The 24,582-nt window shown below is 29.9% G+C and carries 22 protein-coding genes; 20 read left to right on the top strand and 2 right to left on the bottom strand.

All coding sequences use genetic code 11. The features are described 5' to 3' along the window. Window positions 1-23: 23 nt before the first annotated feature. The 14 genes from V6137_RS00305 to V6137_RS00240 all read left to right on the top strand — a co-directional run bounded on the left by V6137_RS00305 (window position 24) and on the right by V6137_RS00240 (window position 16,755). A complete protein-coding gene (locus V6137_RS00305) occupies window positions 24-1,145 on the top strand; it encodes an NADH-dependent flavin oxidoreductase (RefSeq protein WP_425445873.1) in 1,122 nt (373 codons plus the stop codon). Between the two features lie 239 nt (window positions 1,146-1,384). Next, a complete protein-coding gene (locus tag V6137_RS00300) occupies window positions 1,385-2,107 on the top strand; it encodes a flavodoxin family protein (protein ID WP_425445872.1) in 723 nt (240 codons plus the stop codon). 384 nt (window positions 2,108-2,491) lie between these two features. Continuing rightward, entirely contained in the window at window positions 2,492-4,207 is a 1,716-nt protein-coding gene (locus V6137_RS00295) for an ABC transporter ATP-binding protein (protein ID WP_425445871.1), read from the top strand. Between the two features lie 256 nt (window positions 4,208-4,463). Beyond that, on the top strand, window positions 4,464-5,828 hold the full coding sequence (locus tag V6137_RS00290) for an ArsR family transcriptional regulator (protein ID WP_425445870.1): 1,365 nt from the start codon (window positions 4,464-4,466) through the stop codon (window positions 5,826-5,828). A gap of 189 nt (window positions 5,829-6,017) precedes the next feature. Then, the gene (locus tag V6137_RS00285; protein ID WP_425445869.1) at window positions 6,018-7,004 is read left to right on the top strand and encodes a phosphotransferase enzyme family protein; all 987 of its coding nucleotides are present in this window, start codon (window positions 6,018-6,020) and stop codon (window positions 7,002-7,004) included. A gap of 286 nt (window positions 7,005-7,290) precedes the next feature. Then, entirely contained in the window at window positions 7,291-8,319 is a 1,029-nt protein-coding gene (locus V6137_RS00280) for an NERD domain-containing protein (RefSeq protein ID WP_425445868.1), read from the top strand. A gap of 44 nt (window positions 8,320-8,363) precedes the next feature. Further along, window positions 8,364-10,829 (top strand): DEAD/DEAH box helicase family protein, encoded by a 2,466-nt coding sequence (locus V6137_RS00275; RefSeq protein ID WP_425445867.1) that lies wholly within the window; start codon window positions 8,364-8,366, stop codon window positions 10,827-10,829. Window positions 10,830-10,860: 31 nt separating this feature from the next. Beyond that, window positions 10,861-11,235 carry an HIT family protein gene (locus tag V6137_RS00270; protein WP_425445866.1) on the top strand — a complete coding sequence of 125 codons (375 nt, stop codon included), beginning with the start codon at window positions 10,861-10,863 and terminating at the stop codon, window positions 11,233-11,235. 12 nt (window positions 11,236-11,247) lie between these two features. Further along, window positions 11,248-11,565: a nucleoside triphosphate pyrophosphohydrolase gene (locus tag V6137_RS00265; protein WP_425445865.1), complete on the top strand. Its 318-nt coding sequence runs from the start codon at window positions 11,248-11,250 to the stop codon at window positions 11,563-11,565. Further along, entirely contained in the window at window positions 11,534-11,659 is a 126-nt protein-coding gene (locus V6137_RS00260) for a hypothetical protein (RefSeq protein ID WP_425445990.1), read from the top strand. The genes V6137_RS00265 and V6137_RS00260 overlap by 32 nt, the downstream gene beginning before the upstream one ends. A gap of 158 nt (window positions 11,660-11,817) precedes the next feature. Next, window positions 11,818-11,964 (top strand): hypothetical protein, encoded by a 147-nt coding sequence (locus tag V6137_RS00255; protein ID WP_425445864.1) that lies wholly within the window; start codon window positions 11,818-11,820, stop codon window positions 11,962-11,964. Between the two features lie 218 nt (window positions 11,965-12,182). Then, on the top strand, window positions 12,183-13,973 hold the full coding sequence (locus V6137_RS00250) for a KAP family P-loop NTPase fold protein (RefSeq protein WP_425445863.1): 1,791 nt from the start codon (window positions 12,183-12,185) through the stop codon (window positions 13,971-13,973). Between the two features lie 231 nt (window positions 13,974-14,204). Next, a complete protein-coding gene (locus V6137_RS00245) occupies window positions 14,205-15,584 on the top strand; it encodes a Sau3AI family type II restriction endonuclease (protein ID WP_425445862.1) in 1,380 nt (459 codons plus the stop codon). 1 nt (window position 15,585) lies between these two features. Further along, window positions 15,586-16,755, top strand: a complete 1,170-nt coding sequence (locus V6137_RS00240) for a PDDEXK family nuclease (protein ID WP_425445861.1) — start codon at window positions 15,586-15,588, stop codon at window positions 16,753-16,755. A 19-nt stretch (window positions 16,756-16,774) separates the two neighbouring features. Here V6137_RS00240 and dcm read toward each other — a convergent pair whose 3' ends face one another. Both dcm and V6137_RS00230 read right to left on the bottom strand, forming a co-directional pair. Then, complete coding sequence (gene dcm, locus V6137_RS00235) at window positions 16,775-17,986, bottom strand: DNA (cytosine-5-)-methyltransferase (RefSeq protein WP_425445860.1); 1,212 nt, start codon at window positions 17,984-17,986, stop codon at window positions 16,775-16,777. Between the two features lie 4 nt (window positions 17,987-17,990). Then, window positions 17,991-18,206 (bottom strand): hypothetical protein, encoded by a 216-nt coding sequence (locus V6137_RS00230; RefSeq protein WP_425445859.1) that lies wholly within the window; start codon window positions 18,204-18,206, stop codon window positions 17,991-17,993. Between the two features lie 428 nt (window positions 18,207-18,634). Between V6137_RS00230 and V6137_RS00225 the strand changes: the two genes are divergently transcribed. The 6 genes from V6137_RS00225 (at window position 18,635) to fes (ending at window position 24,534) form a co-directional block, all read left to right on the top strand. Beyond that, complete coding sequence (locus V6137_RS00225; protein WP_425445858.1) at window positions 18,635-19,240, top strand: hypothetical protein; 606 nt, start codon at window positions 18,635-18,637, stop codon at window positions 19,238-19,240. A 120-nt stretch (window positions 19,241-19,360) separates the two neighbouring features. Beyond that, the gene (locus V6137_RS00220; RefSeq protein ID WP_425445857.1) at window positions 19,361-19,642 is read left to right on the top strand and encodes a DUF362 domain-containing protein; all 282 of its coding nucleotides are present in this window, start codon (window positions 19,361-19,363) and stop codon (window positions 19,640-19,642) included. Further along, window positions 19,594-20,307 carry a DUF362 domain-containing protein gene (locus V6137_RS00215; RefSeq protein ID WP_425445856.1) on the top strand — a complete coding sequence of 238 codons (714 nt, stop codon included), beginning with the start codon at window positions 19,594-19,596 and terminating at the stop codon, window positions 20,305-20,307. Before V6137_RS00220 ends, V6137_RS00215 begins: the two co-directional genes overlap by 49 nt. 406 nt (window positions 20,308-20,713) lie before the next feature. After that, a complete protein-coding gene (locus tag V6137_RS00210; RefSeq protein ID WP_425445855.1) occupies window positions 20,714-22,192 on the top strand; it encodes a nitrilase-related carbon-nitrogen hydrolase in 1,479 nt (492 codons plus the stop codon). 133 nt (window positions 22,193-22,325) lie between these two features. Beyond that, the gene (locus tag V6137_RS00205; protein ID WP_425445854.1) at window positions 22,326-23,129 is read left to right on the top strand and encodes a class I SAM-dependent methyltransferase; all 804 of its coding nucleotides are present in this window, start codon (window positions 22,326-22,328) and stop codon (window positions 23,127-23,129) included. A 163-nt stretch (window positions 23,130-23,292) separates the two neighbouring features. Continuing rightward, window positions 23,293-24,534, top strand: a complete 1,242-nt coding sequence (fes, locus tag V6137_RS00200) for an enterochelin esterase (RefSeq protein ID WP_425445853.1) — start codon at window positions 23,293-23,295, stop codon at window positions 24,532-24,534. Window positions 24,535-24,582: the final 48 nt, after the last annotated feature.

Raw genomic sequence — 24,582 nt, 5'->3', positions numbered from 1 at the left:
AAAGGAAAAAGGAGAATGATAATATGAATCCAAATTATGAATCACTATTTGAAAAACTTACATTTAAAAATAATAGCCAAATAAAAAATCGAATTGCAATGGCCCCTATGACCAATTATTCTTCCCACCCCGATGGAACAGTATCCGATGTTGAGATAGATTATTATGTAAGAAGGTCAAAGAGGGTAGGTATGGTTATTACTGCCTGTGCCTATGTAACTCCAGATGGAAAAGGGTTTCATGGGGAATTTGGAGCCGACAATGATGATATGATTTCAAGCCTACAGAGATTAGCAAGTAGTATTAAAGAACAGGGAGCCAAAGCAGTTCTTCAGATCTTTCACGGTGGAAGGGAGTGTCCCCCTGAGTTAGTGCCAAACAAAGATGTGGTTAGTGCCAGTGCCGTGGCTTCAGAAAGAAGAGACGTGACTCCTAGAGCTTTAACAGAAAAGGGAGTAGAAGATATAATTAAGTCATTTGGGGATGCAACAAGACGGGCCATTGAGGCGGGTTTTGATGGTGTAGAGATCCATGGAGCCAATGGATATCTAATACAACAATTCTTTTCTCCCCACTCCAATAGACGGGAAGACTCTTTTGGAGGAAGTTTAGAAAAACGTTTAACCTTCCCTCTAGCAGTTGTAGACGAAGTGAAAAAGGTTGTAAAAACCCATGCTAAAGAACCTTTTATAGTGGGATATCGGTTCTCACCAGAAGAACCAACAACACCGGGGATCACAATGACAGATACCCTTAAGCTAGTAGATGAACTGTCAGATAAAGGCTTAGACTATCTTCATGTCTCTTTAATGGATTTTTGGTCTAAACCTAGACGAGGGGTTGATGATACAAATACCCGAATACAGTACCTTTTAGAAAAAATTGATGATAGAGTACCATTAATCGGTGTAGGCTCTATCCATACAGCTAAAGAAGCTAAAAAGGCATTAGATGCAGGTGTTGCCATGGTTGCCCTTGGGAGGGAATTACTCATGGAACCAGATTGGGTACAAAAGATAGAAGAAGGAAAAGAATCTGAGATTGTGACTACTTTATCTAAAAAGGATCAAGACAGATTGGTTATACCTGACCCTCTTTGGAAAGCCCTTATTAGTAGACCTGGATGGTTACCGGTAGTGGAGTAAGTGAATAATCTTTATTAATAATATCCTCTAACCAGAAGGCTTAAAATTAGTCTGGTTAGGGGATTTTTGTTTTCCATATTAGACAGTCCTTTTAAAAACAATATTTATAATATTCCATACTTAAGTAAAAAAAACTTGATAAAATAATAGATTAAGGATAGAATTAAGATAATCAGTGTAATAGTTATATATATTTAAACTATTACACTGATTACATATTTTTAAAAGGGGTGTTGGATATGAAGATTGTAGTTGTTAATGGAAGTCCTAAGGGAGAAAGTAGTAATACTAATGTAATGGCTAATGCATTTTTAAAGGGAGCTAAAGAGGCCGAGGCAGAAACTGTAAATGTATTTCTTTCAGAAAAAGAAATACAACACTGTAAAGGTTGTTTTGCCTGTTGGTTTAAAAATAAAGGACAATGTATAATTGATGATCAAATGAAAGAAGTACTTTCTATTACTGAGGGAGGAGATATTTTAGTTTTGGCTACTCCATTGTATTTTGATAATATTTCTGGAATGCTTAAAGTGTTTATGGACCGACTGGTAGTATTAGGAGATCCCCACTTTGAGATAGATGAACAGGGGGAAACTAGACATGTAGAACCGGTAGATGAAAAAACACCTAAACTAGTAATGATGTCAAACTGTGGATTTTCTGAAGAAAGTCAGTTCCAAGTAGTGTCTAAATGGGCCAACAGGGTAGCACATCATATGCATACAGAAATAATAGGAGAGATTTATACTACACAGGGGACACTATTAGCTAATCAAGTGGAGGAACTTAAACCCATTATATCTGGATATTTAGAACATATAAAAAGAGCAGGTAAAGAGATAGCCACTGATATGAAACTATCGGAAGAAACTAAAAAATTACTTAATAAAAACTTTATACCAAAGGAAATATATGTTCAGGAATCTAATAGGAGTTTTGATATGATGTTAGATAAATCATAGGGTTAAGCCTATACTGTTTTTTCAGTATAGGCTAGTTTTATGTACAGATTCGATTATTGATTTGAATTTATTGAACATAGGGGGATTTGTAATCCTTCGATTGAGTATATAGAAATTAAATACTTTATATATAAACTAAATATTTTATGTAAGAATCAAATATTTGATGTAGGATCTGGGCATGCCCAGACCGCTTTTTAATGCCCTAAATTACTAGGTAATAATAAACTTTCTATTAGTATATATAAATTCTGACACCACAAATTAATAAAACTGTTTTTTATAACTATCAAAAAAATGTATTGACAATCATCAAAAACGAATATATTATTTATATAACAATAAAAATACATTTAGATAGTTATAAAAAGTGGGGGGAGTAATATGAAAAATTATATATTTAAATTTAAAGGATGGTTTTTAGTAACAAATATTTTAGTAGTTATTAATTCTTTTATAAGCGTGGCATTGGCATTTATGTTTAAATACATAATAGACTTAGCATCGGGGAAAGATTTGGGGATGTTTTTAGATGGGTTAATTGTATTTGGAATCTATATTTTATGCGAAGTAATTTTTGAAGTTTTACTGAAGATATCTAAGGCTATATACATGAAAAAGACACTGACCTATTTAAAAAGTAATGTATTTTCCCATATTCTGAAAAAAGACATAAAAAGTTTTACTGAAGAAAATAGTGCAAAATATATATCTATGTTGACAAATGATATAAACATGATAGAACAAGATGGGCTTTTAAACATATTTAATCTAGTAAAGTTTGCCTCTGGATTTATATTTGCCTTTATTTCAGTTATATATATAAGTATACCTGTAACCATAGCTATTTTAGCAGTAACTATATTAGCTATGACTATACCAAAGTTATTTGGAAATAAGCTATCAAATAAAAAATCTGACTACTCTCAGTCTTTAGAAGAGTTAACCACTAAAACAAAGGATATACTATCGGGATTTGAAGTTATAAAAAACTTTAATATATTTTCAAAAACAAAAGATATCTACGATAAAGTTAATGAAAGTACAGAAGAAAAAAAGAAAGGATTTTCAATATTTAGTGGTATGGTAGATACTATCGCTGGATTTTTAGGAACACTGATGTTTGTTGTTCCCATAGGCTTTGGGGGATATTATGTATTAAAGGGTCAAATAACGGTGGGAACCCTAATAGCCCTTATCCAACTAATGAATAACTTAGCTAATCCATTAGTTCAGAGTGTACAGATAGTAAATAAAATAAAGTCCCTTAAAAACATATCTAAAAAGATTAGTAACATAACAAAATCAGAAGTAAAAGAGGATGCTAAATATAACCTAGAGAGTTTTGAGGAAAGTATAGAGTTTAAAAATGTAGACTTTAGTTATGATGGAGAAAAAAAGGCACTTGAAAATATAAATATTAAATTTGAAAAGGGTAAAAAATACGCTTTAGTAGGGGGCAGCGGTAGTGGAAAATCAACCATATTAAAACTTCTTTTAAGATATTATGATGAATTTAATGGGGAGATAGATATAGATGGACTAAAACATAGTGATATATTACTAGAAGATATCTATAAAGAGATATCGGTTATACAGCAAAATGTATTTATGTTTGATGGAACTATTAGGGATAATATAGCCTTGTATCAAGATTATAGTGATAAAGAGATATCAGAGGCAATAAATTTAGCAGGACTATCAAAGCTTGTAGCTACATTACCTAAGGGAATATATGAAGAAGTGGGGGAAAATGGATGCAAACTATCAGGGGGAGAAAAGCAAAGAGTTGCCATAGCCAGAGCCCTTATGAAAGACTCATCTATAATGTTACTAGATGAATCAACATCGGCCCTTGATAATGAAACAGCCTATAGCATAGAAAAGTCACTATTAAGCCTAGCAGGTGTAACTTCAATAGTAGTAACCCATAAGCTAATGGAAGATATATTAAAAAAATATGACCAAATAATAGCTATGAGGGATGGGGAAATAGTAGAAGTAGGAGATTTCTATGACTTAATTGATAAAAAGGGATACTTTTATAGTCTTTATTATGTGGAGGAGGGTTTTACCAGTAAAGAAAAATTAGTTAGCTAATATGTCATTGTAAAACAACCTATGTATAAATATTCTTTTGATTATCCTATGTAAAATAATATATATGTAAAATAATATACTATGTAGGGATTGAATATATTCAATCCCTTAGATCTTGTATTACAAGACCTATTAGACCACAAATCCATATTATTTATAAAAAGTATATCATTATATGATAATCTATTTACTTACCTTTAAAATCTCTTATATGTTAAAATAAATAATATACAAATAAGAAATAGAAGGTGAATAAATGGCTATTTTCGTAAATACCAAAAATATAGAGACGGATAATCTAATAATGGGCCTATATATGGGAGCCGATATTAAACATACAGAAAATCTATATAATAGATATGATCTTAAGCTAGATGATGAAACTAATAAACTTATAAGATATATAAGTAAAACTAAAAAGATTGATAGGGAAATGTTAAATAAACTCTTTAAAAGATTTCCTAGAAAGGGAAGGGATACTGATTTATTTAATTTTGTTTCCAATTGGAAGGAAATCTCCTATGGAAAAGACTTAGAGGAATTTCTTTCCCATATGGAAAATATAGAGGAAGATATGATCTTAAATAATATATATATTAAACTACTTAGAATGTATAGGGATAAAGAATATGTAAAAGTAGATAAAGAGGATATAGATATAAAAGATATAATAAATATGCTAAAAAAGGTTAATATATCAACGGAATTTAAATGGTATATAGTAGAGGTAGCATCGGATGTAAAGGGTTTTTTTCTTAAGTGTAGTGAATTTTTTAGAAACTCCAAAGAAGCACTTAAAAAAAAGCTTATGCCATTAGATATAAAGGGAAGGCAATGGGGAACTGATCTTAAAAAAAGAATAGAAAAAGAAGGTTTTAATATGATAAAGCCTTTACTTGATGATTTTGATGAATATGAGTATAAAAATATATATCTATCCCCTAGAATAATAGACAACTATGCCTTCGATAATTTAACTATGTCAAATGGTGAAGATGTATGCATGTTTATAGGCTATAATGTTGAGTGTTTAAATGATAAATATGGTTTAAATAATGAAAGAAATTGGACTAAAAATATACTTAAAAATCTATCTGATGATAGTAGGTTTAAGATAATGTTATTAATAAAGGATAAACCAAGGTACGCCAGTGAATTGGCAGAGGAGCTTAACATAACCAACGCTACTATAACCCACCATATAACTATTCTTCATATTATAAAGCTATTACAAGAGATAAAGGATAAAGGAAGGATTTATCATAAGATAAGAGAGGACTCTATCATTAAATTTGTAGAAGTATTAAAGAGAGATTTTAAATTAAAAGAAGTGAAAGTTACAGACCATAATATAGATGAAGAAAGTCTATGTGAAATTATAAAATATTTATCCGATGGTAGTAGGTATGAAATAATAAAACATTTGACTGATAAAAAGATGTATGGTGGAGAACTTGGGGAAACTATGGATCTCTCAGGTGGAACCATTTCCCATCATATAAAGTTTCTCTTAGCTGGTAACATTGTTATCAAAGAGAGGATCGGAAATAGGGTGTATTACAGTGTGAACAAAGAAACATTAGCAAATTGGGTTAATGGGATTGAAAAGAAGTTTATATAAAATCTAAACCTCTTACGTGGGACTCAACATCCTTTGATACCCCATGCAGGAATCAACATGTTGCGTAGGGACTGGGCATGCCCAGTCCGGTTTTCAAGCATTAAACCTTTAATTTATACAATATAAATATATTTTAAATAATGATATAATACTTAAATAATAAGTCATATACTAGGGGGTACTGATCTTATGATGTCATTAAGATTAATTAGCAAAATATTAAATAAAGTTGATGAAGAGTGGCGATGCCCATTTGTTGAAGATATGATCAAACTGTGGGGTTATGACCCAAATTCGGTTTTCTATTGGAGGGGAAGTGCTAACTTTGTATTTGTATTTAAAAAACAAGGGAGGACCTATTACTTTAGGATGAACCACTCCAGTGAAAGGGATATTGATCATATAAAAGGGGAGATACAACTTTTAGAAGGACTATTAGAAAAAGGAATGAAGGTTTCTAAACCTACTAAGTCTTTAAATGGCAAATATATCGAAACCTTCGAAACAGAACTAGGTACATTTTATGGAGTTGTCTTTGAAGGACTAAAGGGTATTTTACATAAGTTTGAAGATTTAAAAGAAGAAGAATTTTATAACTGGGGAAAAGCTTTAGGACATCTTCATCATACTATGAAGAAACAACAGCCCAATTATAATCGAAAGAGTTGGAAAGATAATTTAGCCTATATTGAAGATATGCTATGTGAGGAAGATATTGAGGCGAAAAAGGAGTTAGGAAGAGTAAGGGAACAATTAGAGAGTCTTGATATAAACAAAGAAAACTTTGGACTAATCCATTATGACTTTGAACTAGATAATCTAATATGGCAAGATAATAGTGTCCAGATTTTAGACTTTGATGATAGTGCTTACTATTGGTATGGAGCTGATATCGCCTATGCCCTAAGGGATATCATAGAGGGCACTAGGATTATTGATAAAGAAAAATATAATTATTTTATCAAGGGTTATAGAAAGGAAACAGATATAGATGATGTTATGCTAGAAAAAATTCCCTTGTTTATGAGATTTCATAATCTAATGACCTTTGCAAGACTATCCCATGCAGTGGATATTTTAGATGAAAAAGGACATAAAGAGAGTATTATACATGTAAGAGATAGGTTAACTGATATAATGAATAACTTAAGAAAAGGGTTTGCAGAAGAGGAATAGAAGAGATTTATATAAAAGAAGTCTATACTGATTTTTCAGTGTAGACTTCTTTTATATAGGAATTAACACATTAACATTCCATGTGGGGACTAATATCTTATGTAGGGTCTAGGCATGCCTAGACCGGTTTTCAGGTCCTTAACCTATAGAATGTAAATGTATTAAAATTAATGATATAAGACTTGAGTCCTATAGGGGTGTTACAAATATAAACATTTTATGATAAAATAGTAACAAGATTAGAGAAAATATTGGAAGTTTACAAAGGGGTATTAGGGGGAGAAAAATGATTTTAAAAGGGTTAAAGGATTCTATACTTAGTATAGGAAAGTCAATAGAAGGACCAATTTTTATAAAGAATTTTACAGATGAAAATCCAATAGTTTTAGAACTAGAGCAGCTAAAGGAAACTAACAAAGGAAAAGAAAATTTAAGAAAAATAGAAAGGGATATAAACTTTCTAAAAGCAGGTCACATTGGTGAGAAGAATGTATATTATGAGCTGAAAAATTCCTTTCTGCCAATGGTATGTTTACATGATTTGTATATAAAATATAAGGGTTATGAAGCTCAGATTGATTTTGTAATAATAACGAACAAGTTTATATGTATACTAGAAACTAAAAAATTAAATGGAGATATATATGTTAATAATAAGGGGGACTTTATAAGACGAATTAAAAACTCCAAAGGGAAAGTAGTAAAAAAGGAAGGTATATATAGCCCTATAACACAGAATGAAAGACATATAAGTATTGTAAAAGAACTATTAAAAAAATATAAACTTATTAATAGATGTCCCATATTTTCTAGGGTGGTTATGGCAAATCCAAAGAGTGTGATTAGTACGAGATATGCACCTAAAAATATAAAAGAAAAGTTAATCAAACATGATCAGATTAATGAAAGCTTAAGAAAGCTTTTAAAGGATACAGATATTGTTAATATGTCTTATCAATCAATTATGGATATAGGAAATTTTTTAAGGGCTCAACATATTGAAAAAAGAGAGCACTATATAGTTTCAAAATATAAAGATCCAGATGATAGATATAATAGTAAAGAGATAATAAAAGAAGAAACAAGTCATTATAATAAAGAAGAACTAGTTAATAAGCTAAAAAAGTTTAGAGTGGAAAGATCAAGACAAGAAAAAATAAAACCTTATTTTATATTTAATAATAAGCAAATGGAAGACCTAATATCAGAAATGCCTAAAAATAAAGAGGAATTAATCAAAGTTTCAGGTTTTGGAAAAATTAAAGCTGAAAAATATGGTAATGATATTATTAATATAGTTAAGACATATGAGTGATAGGGAATAGATTAAATAGTTAGCACAAAGCTGGGGGAATAGACATGGAAGGTACAAAGGATAAGTTATATAGAAATACAAATTGTATAACGGGGATTAATGACCATCTTTATAGTTATATAAAGGCAGCCATAGAAAAAGCTATAAGTGTAGATATTATTGTTGCTTTTTTAATGGAATCGGGAGTTAGATTATTGGAAGAGGATTTAAAGAAAATATCAAAAAGGAATATACCAATAAGGATTTTAACTGGAAACTACTTAAATATAACCGAACCATCTGCATTATATTTAATAAGGTCCATATTAGGAGATAAAGGGGATGTAAGATTTTATGCTGATAAATCAAGAAGCTTTCACCCAAAGGCATATATGTTTAACTATAAGGATGGAGGTGAAATATTTATTGGTTCATCGAATATATCAAAGTCAGCAATGACAAAGGGGGTAGAGTGGAATTATAGAATTAACAAAAAAGAAAATATCAAAGATTTTATGACATATAAAGAAATATTTCAAGAATTATTTTATAATAATTCAATAGTTATAAATGATGATGAATTAAGAAGGTATTCAATCAATTGGAAAAAACCAAAACTTTCTAACGGAAGGGAAATGAATCTTGATATAAAAGAGGATAAAACTGCCAAAGTAACAGAGTTATATAAACCTAGGGGAGCACAAATAGAAGCCCTTTATGAATTGGAAAATGCTAGAGAGTCAGGGATAGACAAAGGATTAGTGGTTGCTGCCACAGGGGTAGGTAAAACCTATTTGGCAGCTTTTGATTCTAAAGACTATAATAAGATTTTATTTGTAGCCCATAGGGAAGAAATATTAAAACAAGCAGAAGAAACATTTAATACAATAAGACCTGACTCAAAAACAGGGTTTTTTATGGGGGATAATAAGAACGTATACTCAGATATAATTTTTGCCAGTGCTCAAACCCTTGGAAAGGAAAGTTATCTAAATAATAAATATTTTAAACCAGATCATTTTGACTATATCATTATAGATGAGTTCCATCATGCAGTGGCCAAAAGTTATAGAAATATAATAGAATATTTCAATCCTAAATTTATGTTGGGACTTACAGCAACCCCTGATAGACTAGATAATAAAGATATATACGAGTTATGTGATTATAATGTAATCTATGAAGCAACATTAAATGTGGCAATAAATAAAGGTTGGTTAGTTCCCTTTAGATATTATGGAGTATATGATGATAGTGTTGATTATAAAGGCATAGACTTAGTAGATGGTAAATATAATAAGAAACAATTGGAAGAGGCTTTAAGTATTAATAAAAGGGCCAACTTAATACTAAAGAATTATTTAAAGTTCAGTAGTAACAGAGCTTTAGGCTTTTGTACCAGTAGAGAACATGCAGAATTTATGGCAAAATATTTTAATGAAAATAATGTACGAGCCTGTTCAGTTTACAGTGGAGAACAGGGGACATATTCTTTAGAGAGAAATAAAGCTTTGGAAAAACTTAAAAATAAAGAAATTAATATTATATTTTCAGTGGATATGTTTAATGAAGGTTTGGACATTAAATCATTGGATATGGTATTGTTTTTAAGACCTACAGAATCACCAACAATATTTTTACAACAGTTGGGAAGGGGGTTAAGGAAAGATACAAATAAAAAGTATCTCAATGTATTGGACTTTATTGGAAATTATAAAAAGGCCCATTTGATTCCATTTTTACTTAAAGGAACAAGTCAACATATAAAGGGTAGTGAAGGGAAAAATATTATACCTAGAGAAGAAGACTTACCAGAGGAATGTCGTATAGATTTTGATTTTAGATTAATAGATATATTTAAAAAAATATCAGAAGAAAGTAAAAGGTTTAGAGATAAAATTATAGAAGAATATTATAGGATAAAAAATGAAATAGATAAAAGACCTTCTAGAGTTGATATGCTAACATATATGGATAATGATATATATAATGCAATGAAGAAAAAGTCAAAAAATAATATTTTTAAAAACTATATAGGCTTTTTAAATAAAAATAAAGAACTCTTAGAAGAAGAAAAGAATCTTCTAAATACAGTTGCCATTGATTTTATAAATATGATAGAAAACACTAGTATGAGTAAAACATATAAAATGCCTGTACTTTTAGCTTTTTATAATAATGGGAAAATAAAAATGAAAATAGATGATAATGATATATACAAAAGTTTTAAAGAGTTCTATTCCAAGGGTTCAAATGGAATAGATATGCTAAGGGACAAAAGCACTAAAAACTATAAAAGTTGGGATAAAAAACAGTATGTAAACTTGGCAAAAAGAAATCCTATCAAATATTTAAAAAAGACCCATAGTAATTTTTTCTATGAAGAGGAAGGTCTATTTTGTTTAGATAATAAACTAAATGAATATATAAATAATAAAGTCTTTATAGAACAATTTAAAGATGCCATAAACTTTAGAACTAAGCAGTTCTATAAGAATAGATTGAACAAATATTTTAGTAAATATAAATAATTATTTATGACACTTTAAGGGGGATAAAAGATTGTCTTGTATATTTTGTAATACTGATAAACTAAATATTAAAGTAGAAAATGATTTAGCCTATACTATATTTGATAAATACCCTGTTAACGAAGGACATATGTTGGTAATTCCTAAAAGACACTTTCAAAGTTATTTTGATGCAACCAAAGAAGAACTACAATCCATAAAAGAATTAATTGATAAGTGTAGGGACCTACTAGATAAAAAATATAATCCAGATGGATATAATATTGCAGTTAATATAAATGAAGCTGCAGGACAAACTATTATGCATCTACATATACATATTATACCTAGATATAAAGGGGATGTAGAAGACCCTAGGGGTGGAATAAGAAACTTAAAACCCCAGTTAGTACCATACAAAGGATAGGAGGCAACCAATATGGCTGAAAAAATATATAATAAATTAGTTAGAGATAAAATACCTGAGATAATTAGAAATGATAATAAAAAGTGTGAGGTAGAAATTGTAAATAGTGATGAACTTAAGGACTCATTAAATAAAAAATTAGTTGAGGAAGTAGAGGAGTATTTAGAATCTCATGATATAGAAGAATTGGCGGATATATTAGAAGTTATTTATGGGATTTTGGAAAGTAAAGGTGTTTCTAGGGAAGAGTTAGAGGAGATTAGGAAGAAGAAGAGAGATGAACGTGGGGGATTTAGTGATGGGGTTAGGTTGGTTAAGGTTTTTGAGTGATGGAGTTGATAAGCAGAGGATACTTTTTATATTGAATTATAAAAATGACCTTTATCATATAAAACTTAAGAATGTAGATTTAGAAAACATATAATAAAAACTATAACTATAGCTAGTCCAATATATTATTTAAAGATGATTTAGGTGTTAGATATTATGGACAAGTTATAGATATGAAGATAGTAAAAAGAAGAGAATAGAAGAGATACCTAAAGGTAGTGATCAATTGTATGTAAGATTTGAGATAGGTCAGTGGAAGAGCTAGATAAGGTTATTGAGATAAAGGGATTTGGAGTTAGTAGGATTATGTATGCTATAGAGTATTTCTTGTTTAATGGGAGGAATATAGATGAGTTTAGGGAATGGGTTGAGATGAGAGGAATAGGAAATAAGGTGTAAATTCAGTATGTGGCAATGTTATGACTATAAAAGATTTCACTTCAGGAGGGAATATATGAGTATAATATTTAAATGAGTTATAGCTTAATAGTTAATTAATAAAAAAATATTTTAACACATCAAAAAGTAATAATTAAAGATTTGAAAATTTAAGATGCTAATATGATTAAATGATTACAATGTACTATTAGATATTAATAAAGAAAAGGGGAAGAATTTTGGATAAAGACAATGTAATTAAAAAAAATAAAGAAAGAATTACTGAAATAGGTGATGAAATTAGCTATATTATTAATGGATATGAAGATTATGAAGGTGATTTTGAAGAGCAGTATGAAGATTATAAAAATAGTGATGATTATGCAATAGCACAGTTAGATTCAGAGAGGGAAAAACTACTTAAAGAAAATCGCAGAATTCGGGCTGAGATTGAAAAAAAAGAGTTTGAAAAAAAATTTCAGGAACTTAGTAAAAAGTATCAATCAGGTATGATAGCTATAGATAGAGGTAGTTATATAGATAAACTTTCAAGAAATACATATGCTAAAATTTTAACAAGACATATCGCAAAAAAAACTACAAAAACACCACTAAATGTTGGAGTTTTTGGGGAATGGGGAGAAGGAAAATCATCATTTTTAAATCTCATAGAGAAAGAAATAGAAAGTTTCAATAAAATAGGAGGAAATCATATTAATAAAATGCATGTTGTACGATATAATGCATCTGAATATGATGAGCGACAAAAAATATGGGCGTCTATGTTAGCGAAGCTATTTGACAAATTTGAAAACTTGAACAAATTTAGGGCGAAATTTTCCTTTGCAAGAGTTAGTATAATAGATGGATTAAAAGAAAATATTACTAAATATGTAATAAATGCCATTATGCTTATTCTTTCTATGGTATGGCTATATTTTTTAAAAGGTGAGAATTTATCATTAAGCATATTGGAAAATAAATTTTTAGGTATAGCAGGAATTATACCATTTATAATGTCTATCATAAATATCTTAATACCATTTATTAAACAACAGATAAAATTTATTCAACCATTATCAAGTAGAGTTGTTTCTAAGATAGAATTACCAAATTACAAACAAGATTTAGGGTTTCGTGAAAATATTAAGAAGGATTTAAAAAAACTATTAAAGGCATGGATAAATAAAAATGAAGAAAAAATAGTAGTCATGGTTGATGAATTAGATAGATGCTCAGATAAAACTATTTCAGAATTTTTTGATGCATTGCAGCTTTTTTTGTCAGTTGAAGATATAGTAATTATATTATCTGTTAATTATACCTCTGTATGTTATTCATTAGCAGAAAATCATAAACATTATTTTGATGAGAAAATAGAAAATAAAGATAAAATTAAATTTGGAATGGAGTATTTAAAGAAATATATAAATATCCCAATACACTTAACTGCGATACCTTCATATGGGGGATATATAACTTATATATTAAATGAAATTGATAATACTAAAGATTCTAGTAATATAGATGAAGTTAGTTGTGGATATGAAGTTAAAGAGCCAGAATATGAAGAAAACGATAAATTTTCTGATGTTTTCGAAGAAGAAGAGAAGGCTTTTATAAATACATTTTTAGATTGGGTCAACAAAAAGAAGCATATAACTCCAAGAGAAGTCAAAACGATAATAAATATACTTGTAATATCGAAAGATATATGCATTTTTTCTAATCAACTAGAGTATTACGATGAAAAGATAAATTTCAAGAAATACATTAGGTGGTTTATGTTTCAATATTTCAATAATATAACAGCTTTAAATATTATTAAAGAAAGCAATTATAATAAACATAAACATAAAACAATCAAAGAATTTTTAGAAAGTTTAAGTGAAAAAGATAAAAAAAACTTATATGTAGAGGATGAAAAAATTGGTAAATCATGTATTAGAATTATCCATGACATAAGGATAGAGGAAATATCTATATTTTCATATGTCTCAAGTCTATTTATGTATAACCCAGAACTATAATATTACATTTACATTCAAATGAAATCTATAGTAAAACCTCTGATAGATTAGTTGCGGAGAACTATATTATAAATAAAAATGATAAGTGAAAAATATTTAATATTAAATGAAGCTATAAAATCATCTTGAAATATGGGTTAAAAACAGTTGTAAAAGAGAAATTAAGATGTATATGTATTGATATGAAAGTTTTAGTTTAAATATATATTATTTAAAAAAGGGGCGAATGTTATGTTATTAAAGGATTTACCATATGATAAGGCTTCACCTGTTGAAATCGAAGAATATGCTAAAAAATTAATAGGTAAAACATTTAGAGAAATATTACCCGATGAATATAAAAACTATAAAGGAAAAGGGCGGTTAGGTCAAATTACTGAAAAGTATCATTTTAAATATGAACCTAATAGTGATAATGAACCTGATTTTAATGCAGCTGGTGTGGAGCTAAAAGTAACTCCTTTTAAAGAGAATAAAAGGGGCAAAAAATATTCTGCCAAAGAAAGACTTGTATTAAATATAATTAATTATATGGATATTGTGAATGAAAATTTTGCAAGTAGTACATTTTGGAGAAAGAATAAGTTATTGCTTCTTATTTTCTATTTATATAAAAAAGAACTTAATAGATTAGATTATACAGTAGAATATGCACAATTATTTGAATATCCTGAAGAAGACTTAAAAATAATTAAAGATGATTGGGAAAAAATAGTGAATAAAATAAGAGAAGGTAAGGCCCATGAATTATCTGAGGGGGACACCTTTTATTTAGGTGCATGTACTAAAGGTGCAAATAAAAGGTCATTAAGAAAGCAACCTTTCTCTGATAAATTGGCAAAGCAGCGGGCATTGTCTTTAAAAAACAAGTATATGACCCATGTTTTAAATGATTATATGATTAAAGGAAAAAAGACATATGAACCTATAATAAAAAATGTTAATGATTTGGAAGATAAAACATTTGAACAATATGTTTTAGATATTATAAACTCAAATCATGGAAAAAGTGTAGAAGAACTTGCAGAGGAATATTCAGTAAAAAACACTGGGTTAAAGAATTTTGCCTCAAAAGTTGCTCTAAGAATGTTGGGGGTAAATACGAAAAATGCATCAGAATTTGCAAAAGCTAACATAAAAGTAAAGGCAATTCGTATAGAAAGAAATGGCAAGATTAAAGAACATATGTCATTTCCAACTTTTAAATTCAAAGAGATTGTACAAGAAAAATGGACAAGTTCTAAATTAAGGGAGATGTTTATAGAAACTAAATTCTTTTTTGTTATTTTCAAATTTGATGAAGATAATGTACTTAGGTTGCATAAGGGTATGTTTTGGAATATGCCCTTAAAGAATTTAGATAATGAAGTTAAAAAGGTTTGGAGAAGAGCTGTAGAAGTTATAAATGAAGGTATAGAAATTCGAAGGGTAGGAAAAAGAAAGTTCAATAATTTTCCGTCACCTTCAGAAAATAGAGTGGCACATGTAAGACCACATGCTAGAAATAGAAATGATACTTATCCATTACCAAATGGTGAAGAATTTACAAAACAGTGTTTTTGGTTAAACAATAGTTATGTATTAGATGAAATAAATAAAGAGGGAGTATAATATGGCTGGATATATTTTTAGTATAAAGAAACCTAAGAAAAAGAAAATACAGCCTGCAGATAATCCTTACTTACAATTTTGTATTAACAATGGAGTCTATAGTACAATCCAGAAGCCACCATCTAATAGGAAGGGATGGTTAACAGCTCATGAGGGAACTTTTGCAGATTATTTAAGTATGAAACCAGGTGACAACATCTATTTTTTTAGTGACAGAAAAATATTTGGAATAGGTAAACTTACTTCGGTTGACACCGATACTAAAGAGTGTAAGTATTTAAATTATCCTAAATCATTAGAGCCAGAAGTTCAAAGATATAATGATATAAAAGGAAAAATGGTACTTAATAAAAAAGAGAATATAAATAATAGAATAGTATGTACTTTTGAGCCATCACCGTATTTTTTCATAAATGGAGTTGACATGGATGATATCCTTTCTTTTAAGCCAGAAAGATTTAGAATGTTAAGAGCTTTTTGGAAACTTTCATTTATAAAGATAGATGATGAAGAAAATAAGGCATTAAGAGACATAATATTAAAACGTAATGAAGAGTATATTTATTCACAGAAAAATGTTTTTTCTTTTAAAAAGGATGTACATAATAAGATAAACAATATAATGGACTATAATTATAAAGTATCTTCAAAAGATATATTAAAATATAGTTCTAAAGAAGATTTTATAAAACATGAAATGGCTGTTGAGGCTGGAATAATTGATGTATTAAGTTCTGATGAAAAAAACATATTTGGACACTGGGATTATATTTCTCATCAAGTTATAGCTTCCCCATTTAAACCTATAGATTATATGGACAAAATAGATATATTCGGTTATAGATATATAATGGGGTTTGATACTATATCAAAATATTTACTAATCGAAATTAAAAAAGACACTGCAACGAAGGATGCAGTAGACCAGACTATGAAATATGTAGATTGGATTAATCAAGAATATGCCGCTGGGGATTACTCGATGATTGAAGCTTTTATTGTAGCATATGATTTTCCTAAAAAAGTTATAGATTATAAAAATGAAATTTGTGTTCGAAACTATACAAAAGGAAGAAGACCAATAGTATCTGACAAATGGATGAATGTGAGGCTTATTAAATATAGTTATGATGTTAATACTGAAACATTAAAATTTGTTGAAGTTAAATGAGAACTAAAAGCTACAGCTTTTAGTTCTCATTTTCTATAATATTATTAAGTTGAATTCCCATTTTTTCTACAAGACCTACAACTAATGCGTTTCCCATACAAAAATACCTGAATCTTTGTGACATACCAGTATTTGTCCAGTTATCAGGAAATCCATTTAATCTCTCGCATTCAACAGGTGTAAGTTTTCGTTTTTTGTTTGTTTCAGGATCTAGAATTATATGGGTACTTCTATTTTTAGAAGATTCACTTGTAAGCATAGTTCTTGAAGGTTTATCAAGAGGGTCAGGAAAAGCTATTGCACCTTCAGAGAATCTATACTTATGTCCATCTTTACTGACTCTATCAATTTTTTTGGCACCTTTAAGGTATTTCCATTTGTCCAAGTCCTTATTCAAATAATATTCACTGCCAACACCTTTTTCTAAAATATCGCCCAAAGTTTTAAAAGGCCCATTGAATTTTGGGCGTGTTTCTTCAGTATATATATTACCTTTAGCCATGGCACCTGTATTTAAAAATTTAAAGCTAAAATTATCAGAAACTTCTACTAAATCATTATATTTAATGTTAGTTTCACAAGGGGTATAACGTGCTGTATTTTCACTTAATATTGGAAATTGGGATTGAAAAAAGCCAGTATTATGAACCCAGTCATAAAAGTTTACTCCATCGAATTTTTTAGAGTATGTTGTGTCATTTTTAAAAGCAAATATGAAAATTCTTCTTCTCCTTTGGGGGAAACCATATTCGGCTGCATTTATTACTCTCCATTCTACTGAATAACCTAATTTGTCAAAACAAGCGAGCATTATACCAAAATCTCTACCACGTTGGCTACTAGGTGACTTTAGTAATCTATCTACATTTTCAAGTAATACAAATGAAGGTTTCTTTAGTTTTAATATTTCATATATATTCCACCAAAGAACTCCTTTTTTACCTTCTATACCCTTAGCTCCTGTTCTTGCTACACTATAATCTTGGCAGGGAAATCCTCCAACAAGTAAACTATGTTCTGGGATTATATTCTTATCTATATTATTTATATCCTCATTTATATCACTATCTGTTTTTCTGAAATGTTGAGTATAACATTCAAAAGCATGTTGTGACTTTCGTTTTGGTTCCCATTGATTAGTCCATACAAATTCCCATTCATTTGAAGCCTTACCTAATCCTAAACGAAAACCGCCCACTCCGGCAAAAAGCTCCACTACTGTCTTTTTCATATCATTATTCCTCCAATGTACATTTATTTTTTCTATTCGTTAATTCTGCTTTTATTAAATTTACGGCTTTAGTAGAAAAATTTTTACCAAAGCCATACTTAATAATTTCTTCTTTGGTTTTATTTGTTATGTATATTTTGACTCCCTTCTTTTTTTCACTATCTTTCAAAGGGACTCTTCCGGCTCCTTTTCTAGGGCCACCACGCTTTTTAAAATTCAAAAATTTCACCCTCTATATATGTAATATAAATATATTATACTATAGTACAATTGAAATTCAAACCCTCTTTTCCGAACGTAAGTTCGCCTTATTTTATGATTATGGTCATAGAATTATTGTACTATACATTATTAGTTATATAAATTGATAGATAAATAAAAAAATTATGCTAGCGAAATAAAAAGGAGAGATTTTAGAAAACAAAAACAGAAAAAAATTTTAAATTTACTGCAATAATATTTGTTATCTATATAGAATTGAGTTATTAATTCATCAGAAGGGAATAGAATTTGAAGGAGCAGAGGATGTTTGTTCAGATGAAGAGATATGCAATAAGTATATTCTAAATGTGAATAAAATCTACAAATATGGACAAGCTATAAATCAAAGTATCAAAAATTTAGTTTATAGAAGGGATAGATTAGTTTATGAAAATTAAGCCAAACTTAGTTATTGCTGACCTAGAAAGATATTTGAAATTATATAATATTTCATTATCTAAAGACTCAAAGAAAACCTTAACTGACATAGAAAACTTTGCATATGAATGTGATAATCCTGTGAATTATGAACTCTTTTTTAGTAAGGTAATAGAAAATTCAAAACATGTACAAGAAATCTTACTGAATAAGGGTGCTAATCCAAGGCTAATATCTTTAGTTTTAGAGAAGCACTACTACAAGCTAATAGACGAAATGTCCAGTTATTCTGAAATAGATTATAGTTATTCTAAAATAGATGGTAGAGAAATAAGTGGGAAAACAGCTATCATTGATAGAGCATTAGAATATAGTGTTAAAAGAAACAGAAATACTTTAGAAAATGAAGATATTATTTTAGCAGCTATGGATGAATATGAAAATAACTTAATTCAGGATGATAATTTATATTGGAGAGATAAAAGATTAGAAAATTGTGATACTACATTATCTCATATATGTGGTGATTATGACGAAAGGTTATGGATTAGATTTGATGATATAAGAGAGGCTTTAATTTTTAACAAAACTTGTGAAATGGTAGAAGTAGCATAATAAAAATAAGCATGGATTTTCTCCATGCTTATTTTTATTATATTCCAAATATATCATTGTTCATAAAGGAATTTAAGGAAATATATTGAATTAATAACTTAATAGCAAGGAGGGGGTAATATGAGTAAGGTAGTTATTAATGAGTGTAAGGAATATGATCTAAGTACGTTAATGTCAAAGATTAATGATGGTATAGAAAAATTAGGGGGATGGGACTCATTTGTACATCCAGGGGATAAAGTTTTATTAAAGGTAAATCTAATTGGTCCTAAACCACCTGAATCAGCCGCTGTGACCCACTGTGAATTTGTCAGGGGAATGATAAGGATTTTAAAAAGTCAGGGATGTGAGGTTTGGATAGGCTTAAAACCCATTCGGCAGGTATTTATACAGGGGCTGTGAAAAATGTGTTTGGGTGTATACCCGGTTTGAGAAAGGCGAAATATCATAAGGTAGCTCCCAATCCAGAGAACTTTGGTGAAATAATAGCGGATATCCATGAATCAGCAAAATTCCAACTACATATTATGGATGGTATTTCTGCTATGGAGGGAGAAGGGCCAACTGCAGGAGATGTATATAAAGCAAATAAGATTCTAATCAGTACAGATCCCTTAGCACTAGATACTGTAGCTATTGATATGTTGAGGATGGATATAGAAGATATACCTATCCTAAGGGGATCTAGAAAAAGAAATATAGGGGAAAGTAAACTGGAGAATATAAGGATAGATGGTGACTATACAAGGATTCCTAAACTAGATAATTTTAAATTACCAAAGCGCTATAAAAGCACTAAACAACGGAATTATAATGCACTAGTTAAGGTTATTGATTTCTTTAAGACTAAGCCAAAGGTTAATATGAAAAAATGTAAGGGTTGTAATGTATGTGTGGAGAGTTGTCCAGTAGAGGCTATTAGTACAGATAATAAAAAGATTGATTATAATATTTGCATTGAATGTATGTGCTGTCATGAGTTATGTGTCCATGAGGCAGTGGAACTAAAAAAGGAAAACTTCTTAGCCCGTATAGTATCGAAACTTAATTTTAGTAAATATAGATAAGAGAGGATTGATATAAGTTAATGTTGGTGGGTCGGTATATGTTTTAAAAAGGACAGATGAGCTAGAGACTGAAGTTTTCAATAAATATTTTAAAAGTCTATTTAGAACCTATATGCTATTTACAGCAACGGCAGCAAGAAATGATTATAACCAATTAAAGAAGTAGGATAAAGAATAGCATAACTAAAATAAGCATGGAGAAAGTTCATGCTTATTTTTCACCCTATAAATACAACATATTATTCTTTTTAAAGGAATTTAGAGAAATATATTGAATTAATAATCTCATATGTTAATATAGTTTTTTATTTACTTTAAATATCATGTCAGTAGCATTAGACAAGGATAAATTTGTTGGAGAGGTTTATGGAAGTGTTACAGAGAAACATAGGAGGTGTATTGAAAAATGAAACATAAAAAACAATTATACATAAATATTGTTCTGTTAATTTTAGCAGCTTTTTTCACTTTTTTTAGTAATGGACGATGGAGCTTTGCCTTTGCAGCATGGATGTTCCCAATTTTTATACTTAGGTTTACCCGTAAGCAAAAACCTTTAAAAGGTTATATTATTGTTGCAATTATTCTTAGCGTATGTAGTCAATTAGCCTTTTTAAGATTTTCATCTTATAATCCAAAGAGTTTCTTATTTTATTTGCCAGCTTTACTAGGGTTTTTATATGGTGGAGCATTTCTACTAGATCGATTATTATACTATAAGTACCGAGGATTTATTGCCACACTGATATTCCCCTTAGCCTATACTTCGATTGATTATATATATGCATCTTTAAGTCCCATGGGAAGTACAGGAGCATTGGGATATTCTCAATATAGGATATTGCCTTTAGTACAACTTGTTTCAATAACCGGATTGTGGGGACTTACTTTTTTAATTACTTGGTTCGGTTCAACAGTAACCTATATTTGGGACAATCTAGACAATAAAAATCAAATAAAGAAAGCAATCCTTATCTACGGAACTATCATATCCTTGGTTTTTGTTTATGGGGGAATACGTTTAATTAAAATACCTAAAAAAGGAACAGTAAGAATAGCAGGAATCCACACCTATGATTTGAGGAATTCTGAAGGAAAACAATATTGGAAGGCTGCTGAAGATGATTGGGAATACTTTAGAGAAATAACTAAAGAGTTACAAGATAAAACCTTTGAAGCAACTATAAGAGAAGCAAGAGCTGGAGCTAAGATTGTACTTTGGAGTGAAGTTCTCCCAATTGTAGCAAAGGAGGATGAATCAAAGCTTCTAAAGAAAGCAAAGAGTATTGCAAGGGAAGAAAACATTTATCTGCTAATGTCTTTATTTAGTGAACACCAAGATACAAAGGAAAAGGATGAAAATAAGCTCATAATGGTTGATCCCCATGGTGACATAGTATTGTCCCATTATAAGTTTGGTGGAAATTTCATTGAAGGTACTGTCAAGGGGGATGGAAATATCCATACCGTTGATACACCCTATGGAAAAATTTCTGGAGTTATTTGTTGGGATCAAGACTTTCCTAGGATAATAAGACAAGCAGGACAAAAGAATGTAGACATTATGCTTGCTCCCACTGCAGATTGGAGGGAAATAGATCCGTTACATACCATTGTTGGTTATTTTAGAGCAGTAGAAAATGGATATTCTTTATTTAGACAATCGATTAATGGGCTTTCTTTAGCCACTGACCCAAAGGGGAATATCATAGCTTCTATGGATCACTGTCAGTCTTCTGAATGGGTAACAGTAGCCCAAGTTCCAATTAACGGAGTAAAAACTATATATTCAGGGATAGGGGATGTTTTCGCTTGGATTAGTATTATAGCATTAATTCTTATGATCGTACTGAGAAAAAAGTATCATAAAAAGGATGTGTATTAAGGTATACCGATTATCAACAATGATATATTTAGCCCAGTTTCATAAGTATAAAACAATCTAAAATGTTTAATACCTTGCTTCACTAAAGATAACCATATACAATGATCTTATACAACAACTAAGGGGGAAAAATATGTCGCTTAATTGGATAGAAGCAGAAGAATTTTCATTTGACAGTTTATTATTAATGGATAAGTTTATGATTGAAGTTATAGCAAAAAATTTACAGAAAGAAGAGTCCCAAAAGCATCTTTCTATTGCCTTAGCCTATAATCCATCGGTTTTATGGTACTTTATAAATAGATGTCCAGAATATAAGGATTATTTTAATAATTTAGTTAAGGATGTAGAAGAGGGTTTAACTAAAGAAGAAGTAAGGAAAAGTGAAGCTTACATTATTGATGTAATGGATACGATGATGGTGTATGTTTATCCAGAAATGATGGAGGAATTGGATTATATTAAGGGATGGGATTCTGAGCGTATTTTATCCATTACAGATTTTAAAGATAAAAGGGTACTAGATTTAGGAAGTGGTACAGGCCGTCTAGCTTTTGCTGTGGCACCGGTGGCACAATGGGTTTATGCCAGTGAACCTGGAGAACTTCTAAGGGAATACTTAAGGGAAAAACAGAAGCGACTTAATGTAAAAAACATGTCTGTCTTAGATGGAACTATACAAACTATTCCCTTTGAGGATGATACCTTTGATATAATTATGGCTGGTCATGTTATTGGGGATGATTATGAAGAGGAATATAGAGAGCTTTGTCGTGTACTAAAGTCAGGGGGATATATTATTGATTGTCCAGGGGAAGATGAACGTAAAAAGGAAGGACCATCTAGGGATATGATTGAACTGGGTTTTGAATATTCCCACTATACTTCTAAATTTGGTGGAGATGTTTATAGATACTGGAAGAAAGTTATTAAATAAAGCCCTTAGGTAAATATTTATCTAAGGGTTTTTTATATCTATGTGAAGGTTAAAGGATATTAAGGTGTAATGATTTATTGTAAGTAGTTATAATATTAAAAGACATAGTGAAGGGAGGCAGCTAATTGTATAAGCATTAGTGGCTTAACAATTTAGCGAAAATATGACTAACGAAAATATAAAAAGTCCAAAATTAAAAAAATTACAGAACAAAGTAAAAGCAGGAGATAAAAGTGCACTAGAGAGCTTCTGGAGAGAAATCGAAGAAAATGGAGCTCCATTAATTGAAGATATTGAAGGTGACAATGAACATAAGCTAGTTACTTTTATAGTAAAGGAAGAAGAGGGTGTCAAACAGTTTGTTGTAGCTTCTTTTATATCAGGATATATATTAAAAGATAATATTCTTGATAGACTAGAGGGAACAGATATCTACTATAGGTCTTATAAGGTACAAAATGGAGTTAGAGACAATTATTTTATAGGGAAAGATATTCCCCTTGATTTTGAACAGGTATTTGATAATTGGGATAAGTATGGTAAAAGGTGTGTTACAGACCCCTATAATAAGAAACAGTTTGTATCTCCAGCAGATGACGAACCAGGTGGGGATCATGAAGAGATAACATCAATTTTAGAACTTCCTGATGCGGTAAAGCAACCTTGGATTGAGTCACAAGAAGATGTTCCAAAGGGAAGCTTAAAAGAAATTAGGATGTCAAGTAGCTTGTTAAACAACGAGAGAAGGATATGGATATATACTCCTAGTGGCTATAGTAAAAATAGTAAACCTTATCATCTATTATTAACATTTGATGGTTTTACATATACACAAACTATTCCAACACCAACCATACTGGATAACTTAATAGCTAAGGAGGAAATACCTCCTACTATAGCCGTGTTTGTAGGTAACGCTTCATCTAAATCAAGGTTTAGTGAATTGATGTGTAATGAAACCTTTGGGAAATTTCTGTCTGAAGAGTTGATACCTTGGGTACAAACTAACTATAATGTAACAAAGGATCCATTACAAACAGTTATTGCTGGGTCTAGCTTAGGAGGTTTAGCTGCATCTTTTATAGGTATGAAGTATCCACAAATCTTTGGAAATGTATTATCTCAATCTGGAGCATATTGGTGGTCCCCTGAGGATGAGGAAGAAAAAGAATGGTTAACTAGAGAATTTATGAAAAAAGATAAATTACCTTTAAAAATTTATGCAGATGTAGGAAAACTAGAGCATTTTGAAGGGATGGTAACAACAAATAGAAACTTTAGAGATATGCTTAAGGAAAAGGGTTATAATTATTGTTATAAAGAGTTTATGGGAGGTCATCAACCTCTTTGCTGGAGAGGAACTCTTTCAGATGGGTTGATAGAACTTATAGGAACAAAAAAATAAAAAACTAAGTTCTATACAGAATCATTTGTGAACATAAATAGATGGTAA

Source organism: Dethiothermospora halolimnae, assembly GCF_037577855.1.
Classification (GTDB): Bacteria; Bacillota; Clostridia; order Tissierellales; family VENL01; genus Dethiothermospora; species Dethiothermospora halolimnae.
Note: the sequence above shows the minus strand (reverse complement) of the source record. Positions and strands in the feature narration are given on the sequence as shown.

Excerpts from the sequence above, each read along its gene's own strand:
- V6137_RS00225 (WP_425445858.1), top strand. The coding sequence starts at position 18,635 with ATGAAAATTAAGCCAAACTTAGTTATTGCTGACCTAGAAAGATATTTG.
- V6137_RS00240 (WP_425445861.1), top strand. The coding sequence starts at position 15,586 with ATGGCTGGATATATTTTTAGTATAAAGAAACCTAAGAAAAAGAAAATA.
- dcm (WP_425445860.1), bottom strand. The coding sequence starts at position 17,986 with ATGAAAAAGACAGTAGTGGAGCTTTTTGCCGGAGTGGGCGGTTTTCGT.
- V6137_RS00245 (WP_425445862.1), top strand. The coding sequence starts at position 14,205 with ATGTTATTAAAGGATTTACCATATGATAAGGCTTCACCTGTTGAAATC.
- V6137_RS00280 (WP_425445868.1), top strand. The coding sequence starts at position 7,291 with ATGATTTTAAAAGGGTTAAAGGATTCTATACTTAGTATAGGAAAGTCA.
- V6137_RS00265 (WP_425445865.1), top strand. The coding sequence starts at position 11,248 with ATGGCTGAAAAAATATATAATAAATTAGTTAGAGATAAAATACCTGAG.
- V6137_RS00305 (WP_425445873.1), top strand. The coding sequence starts at position 24 with ATGAATCCAAATTATGAATCACTATTTGAAAAACTTACATTTAAAAAT.
- V6137_RS00290 (WP_425445870.1), top strand. The coding sequence starts at position 4,464 with ATGGCTATTTTCGTAAATACCAAAAATATAGAGACGGATAATCTAATA.
- V6137_RS00260 (WP_425445990.1), top strand. The coding sequence starts at position 11,534 with ATGGGGTTAGGTTGGTTAAGGTTTTTGAGTGATGGAGTTGATAAGCAG.
- V6137_RS00205 (WP_425445854.1), top strand. The coding sequence starts at position 22,326 with ATGTCGCTTAATTGGATAGAAGCAGAAGAATTTTCATTTGACAGTTTA.
- V6137_RS00300 (WP_425445872.1), top strand. The coding sequence starts at position 1,385 with ATGAAGATTGTAGTTGTTAATGGAAGTCCTAAGGGAGAAAGTAGTAAT.
- V6137_RS00275 (WP_425445867.1), top strand. The coding sequence starts at position 8,364 with ATGGAAGGTACAAAGGATAAGTTATATAGAAATACAAATTGTATAACG.
- V6137_RS00220 (WP_425445857.1), top strand. The coding sequence starts at position 19,361 with ATGAGTAAGGTAGTTATTAATGAGTGTAAGGAATATGATCTAAGTACG.
- V6137_RS00210 (WP_425445855.1), top strand. The coding sequence starts at position 20,714 with ATGAAACATAAAAAACAATTATACATAAATATTGTTCTGTTAATTTTA.
- V6137_RS00295 (WP_425445871.1), top strand. The coding sequence starts at position 2,492 with ATGAAAAATTATATATTTAAATTTAAAGGATGGTTTTTAGTAACAAAT.
- V6137_RS00285 (WP_425445869.1), top strand. The coding sequence starts at position 6,018 with ATGATGTCATTAAGATTAATTAGCAAAATATTAAATAAAGTTGATGAA.
- fes (WP_425445853.1), top strand. The coding sequence starts at position 23,293 with ATGACTAACGAAAATATAAAAAGTCCAAAATTAAAAAAATTACAGAAC.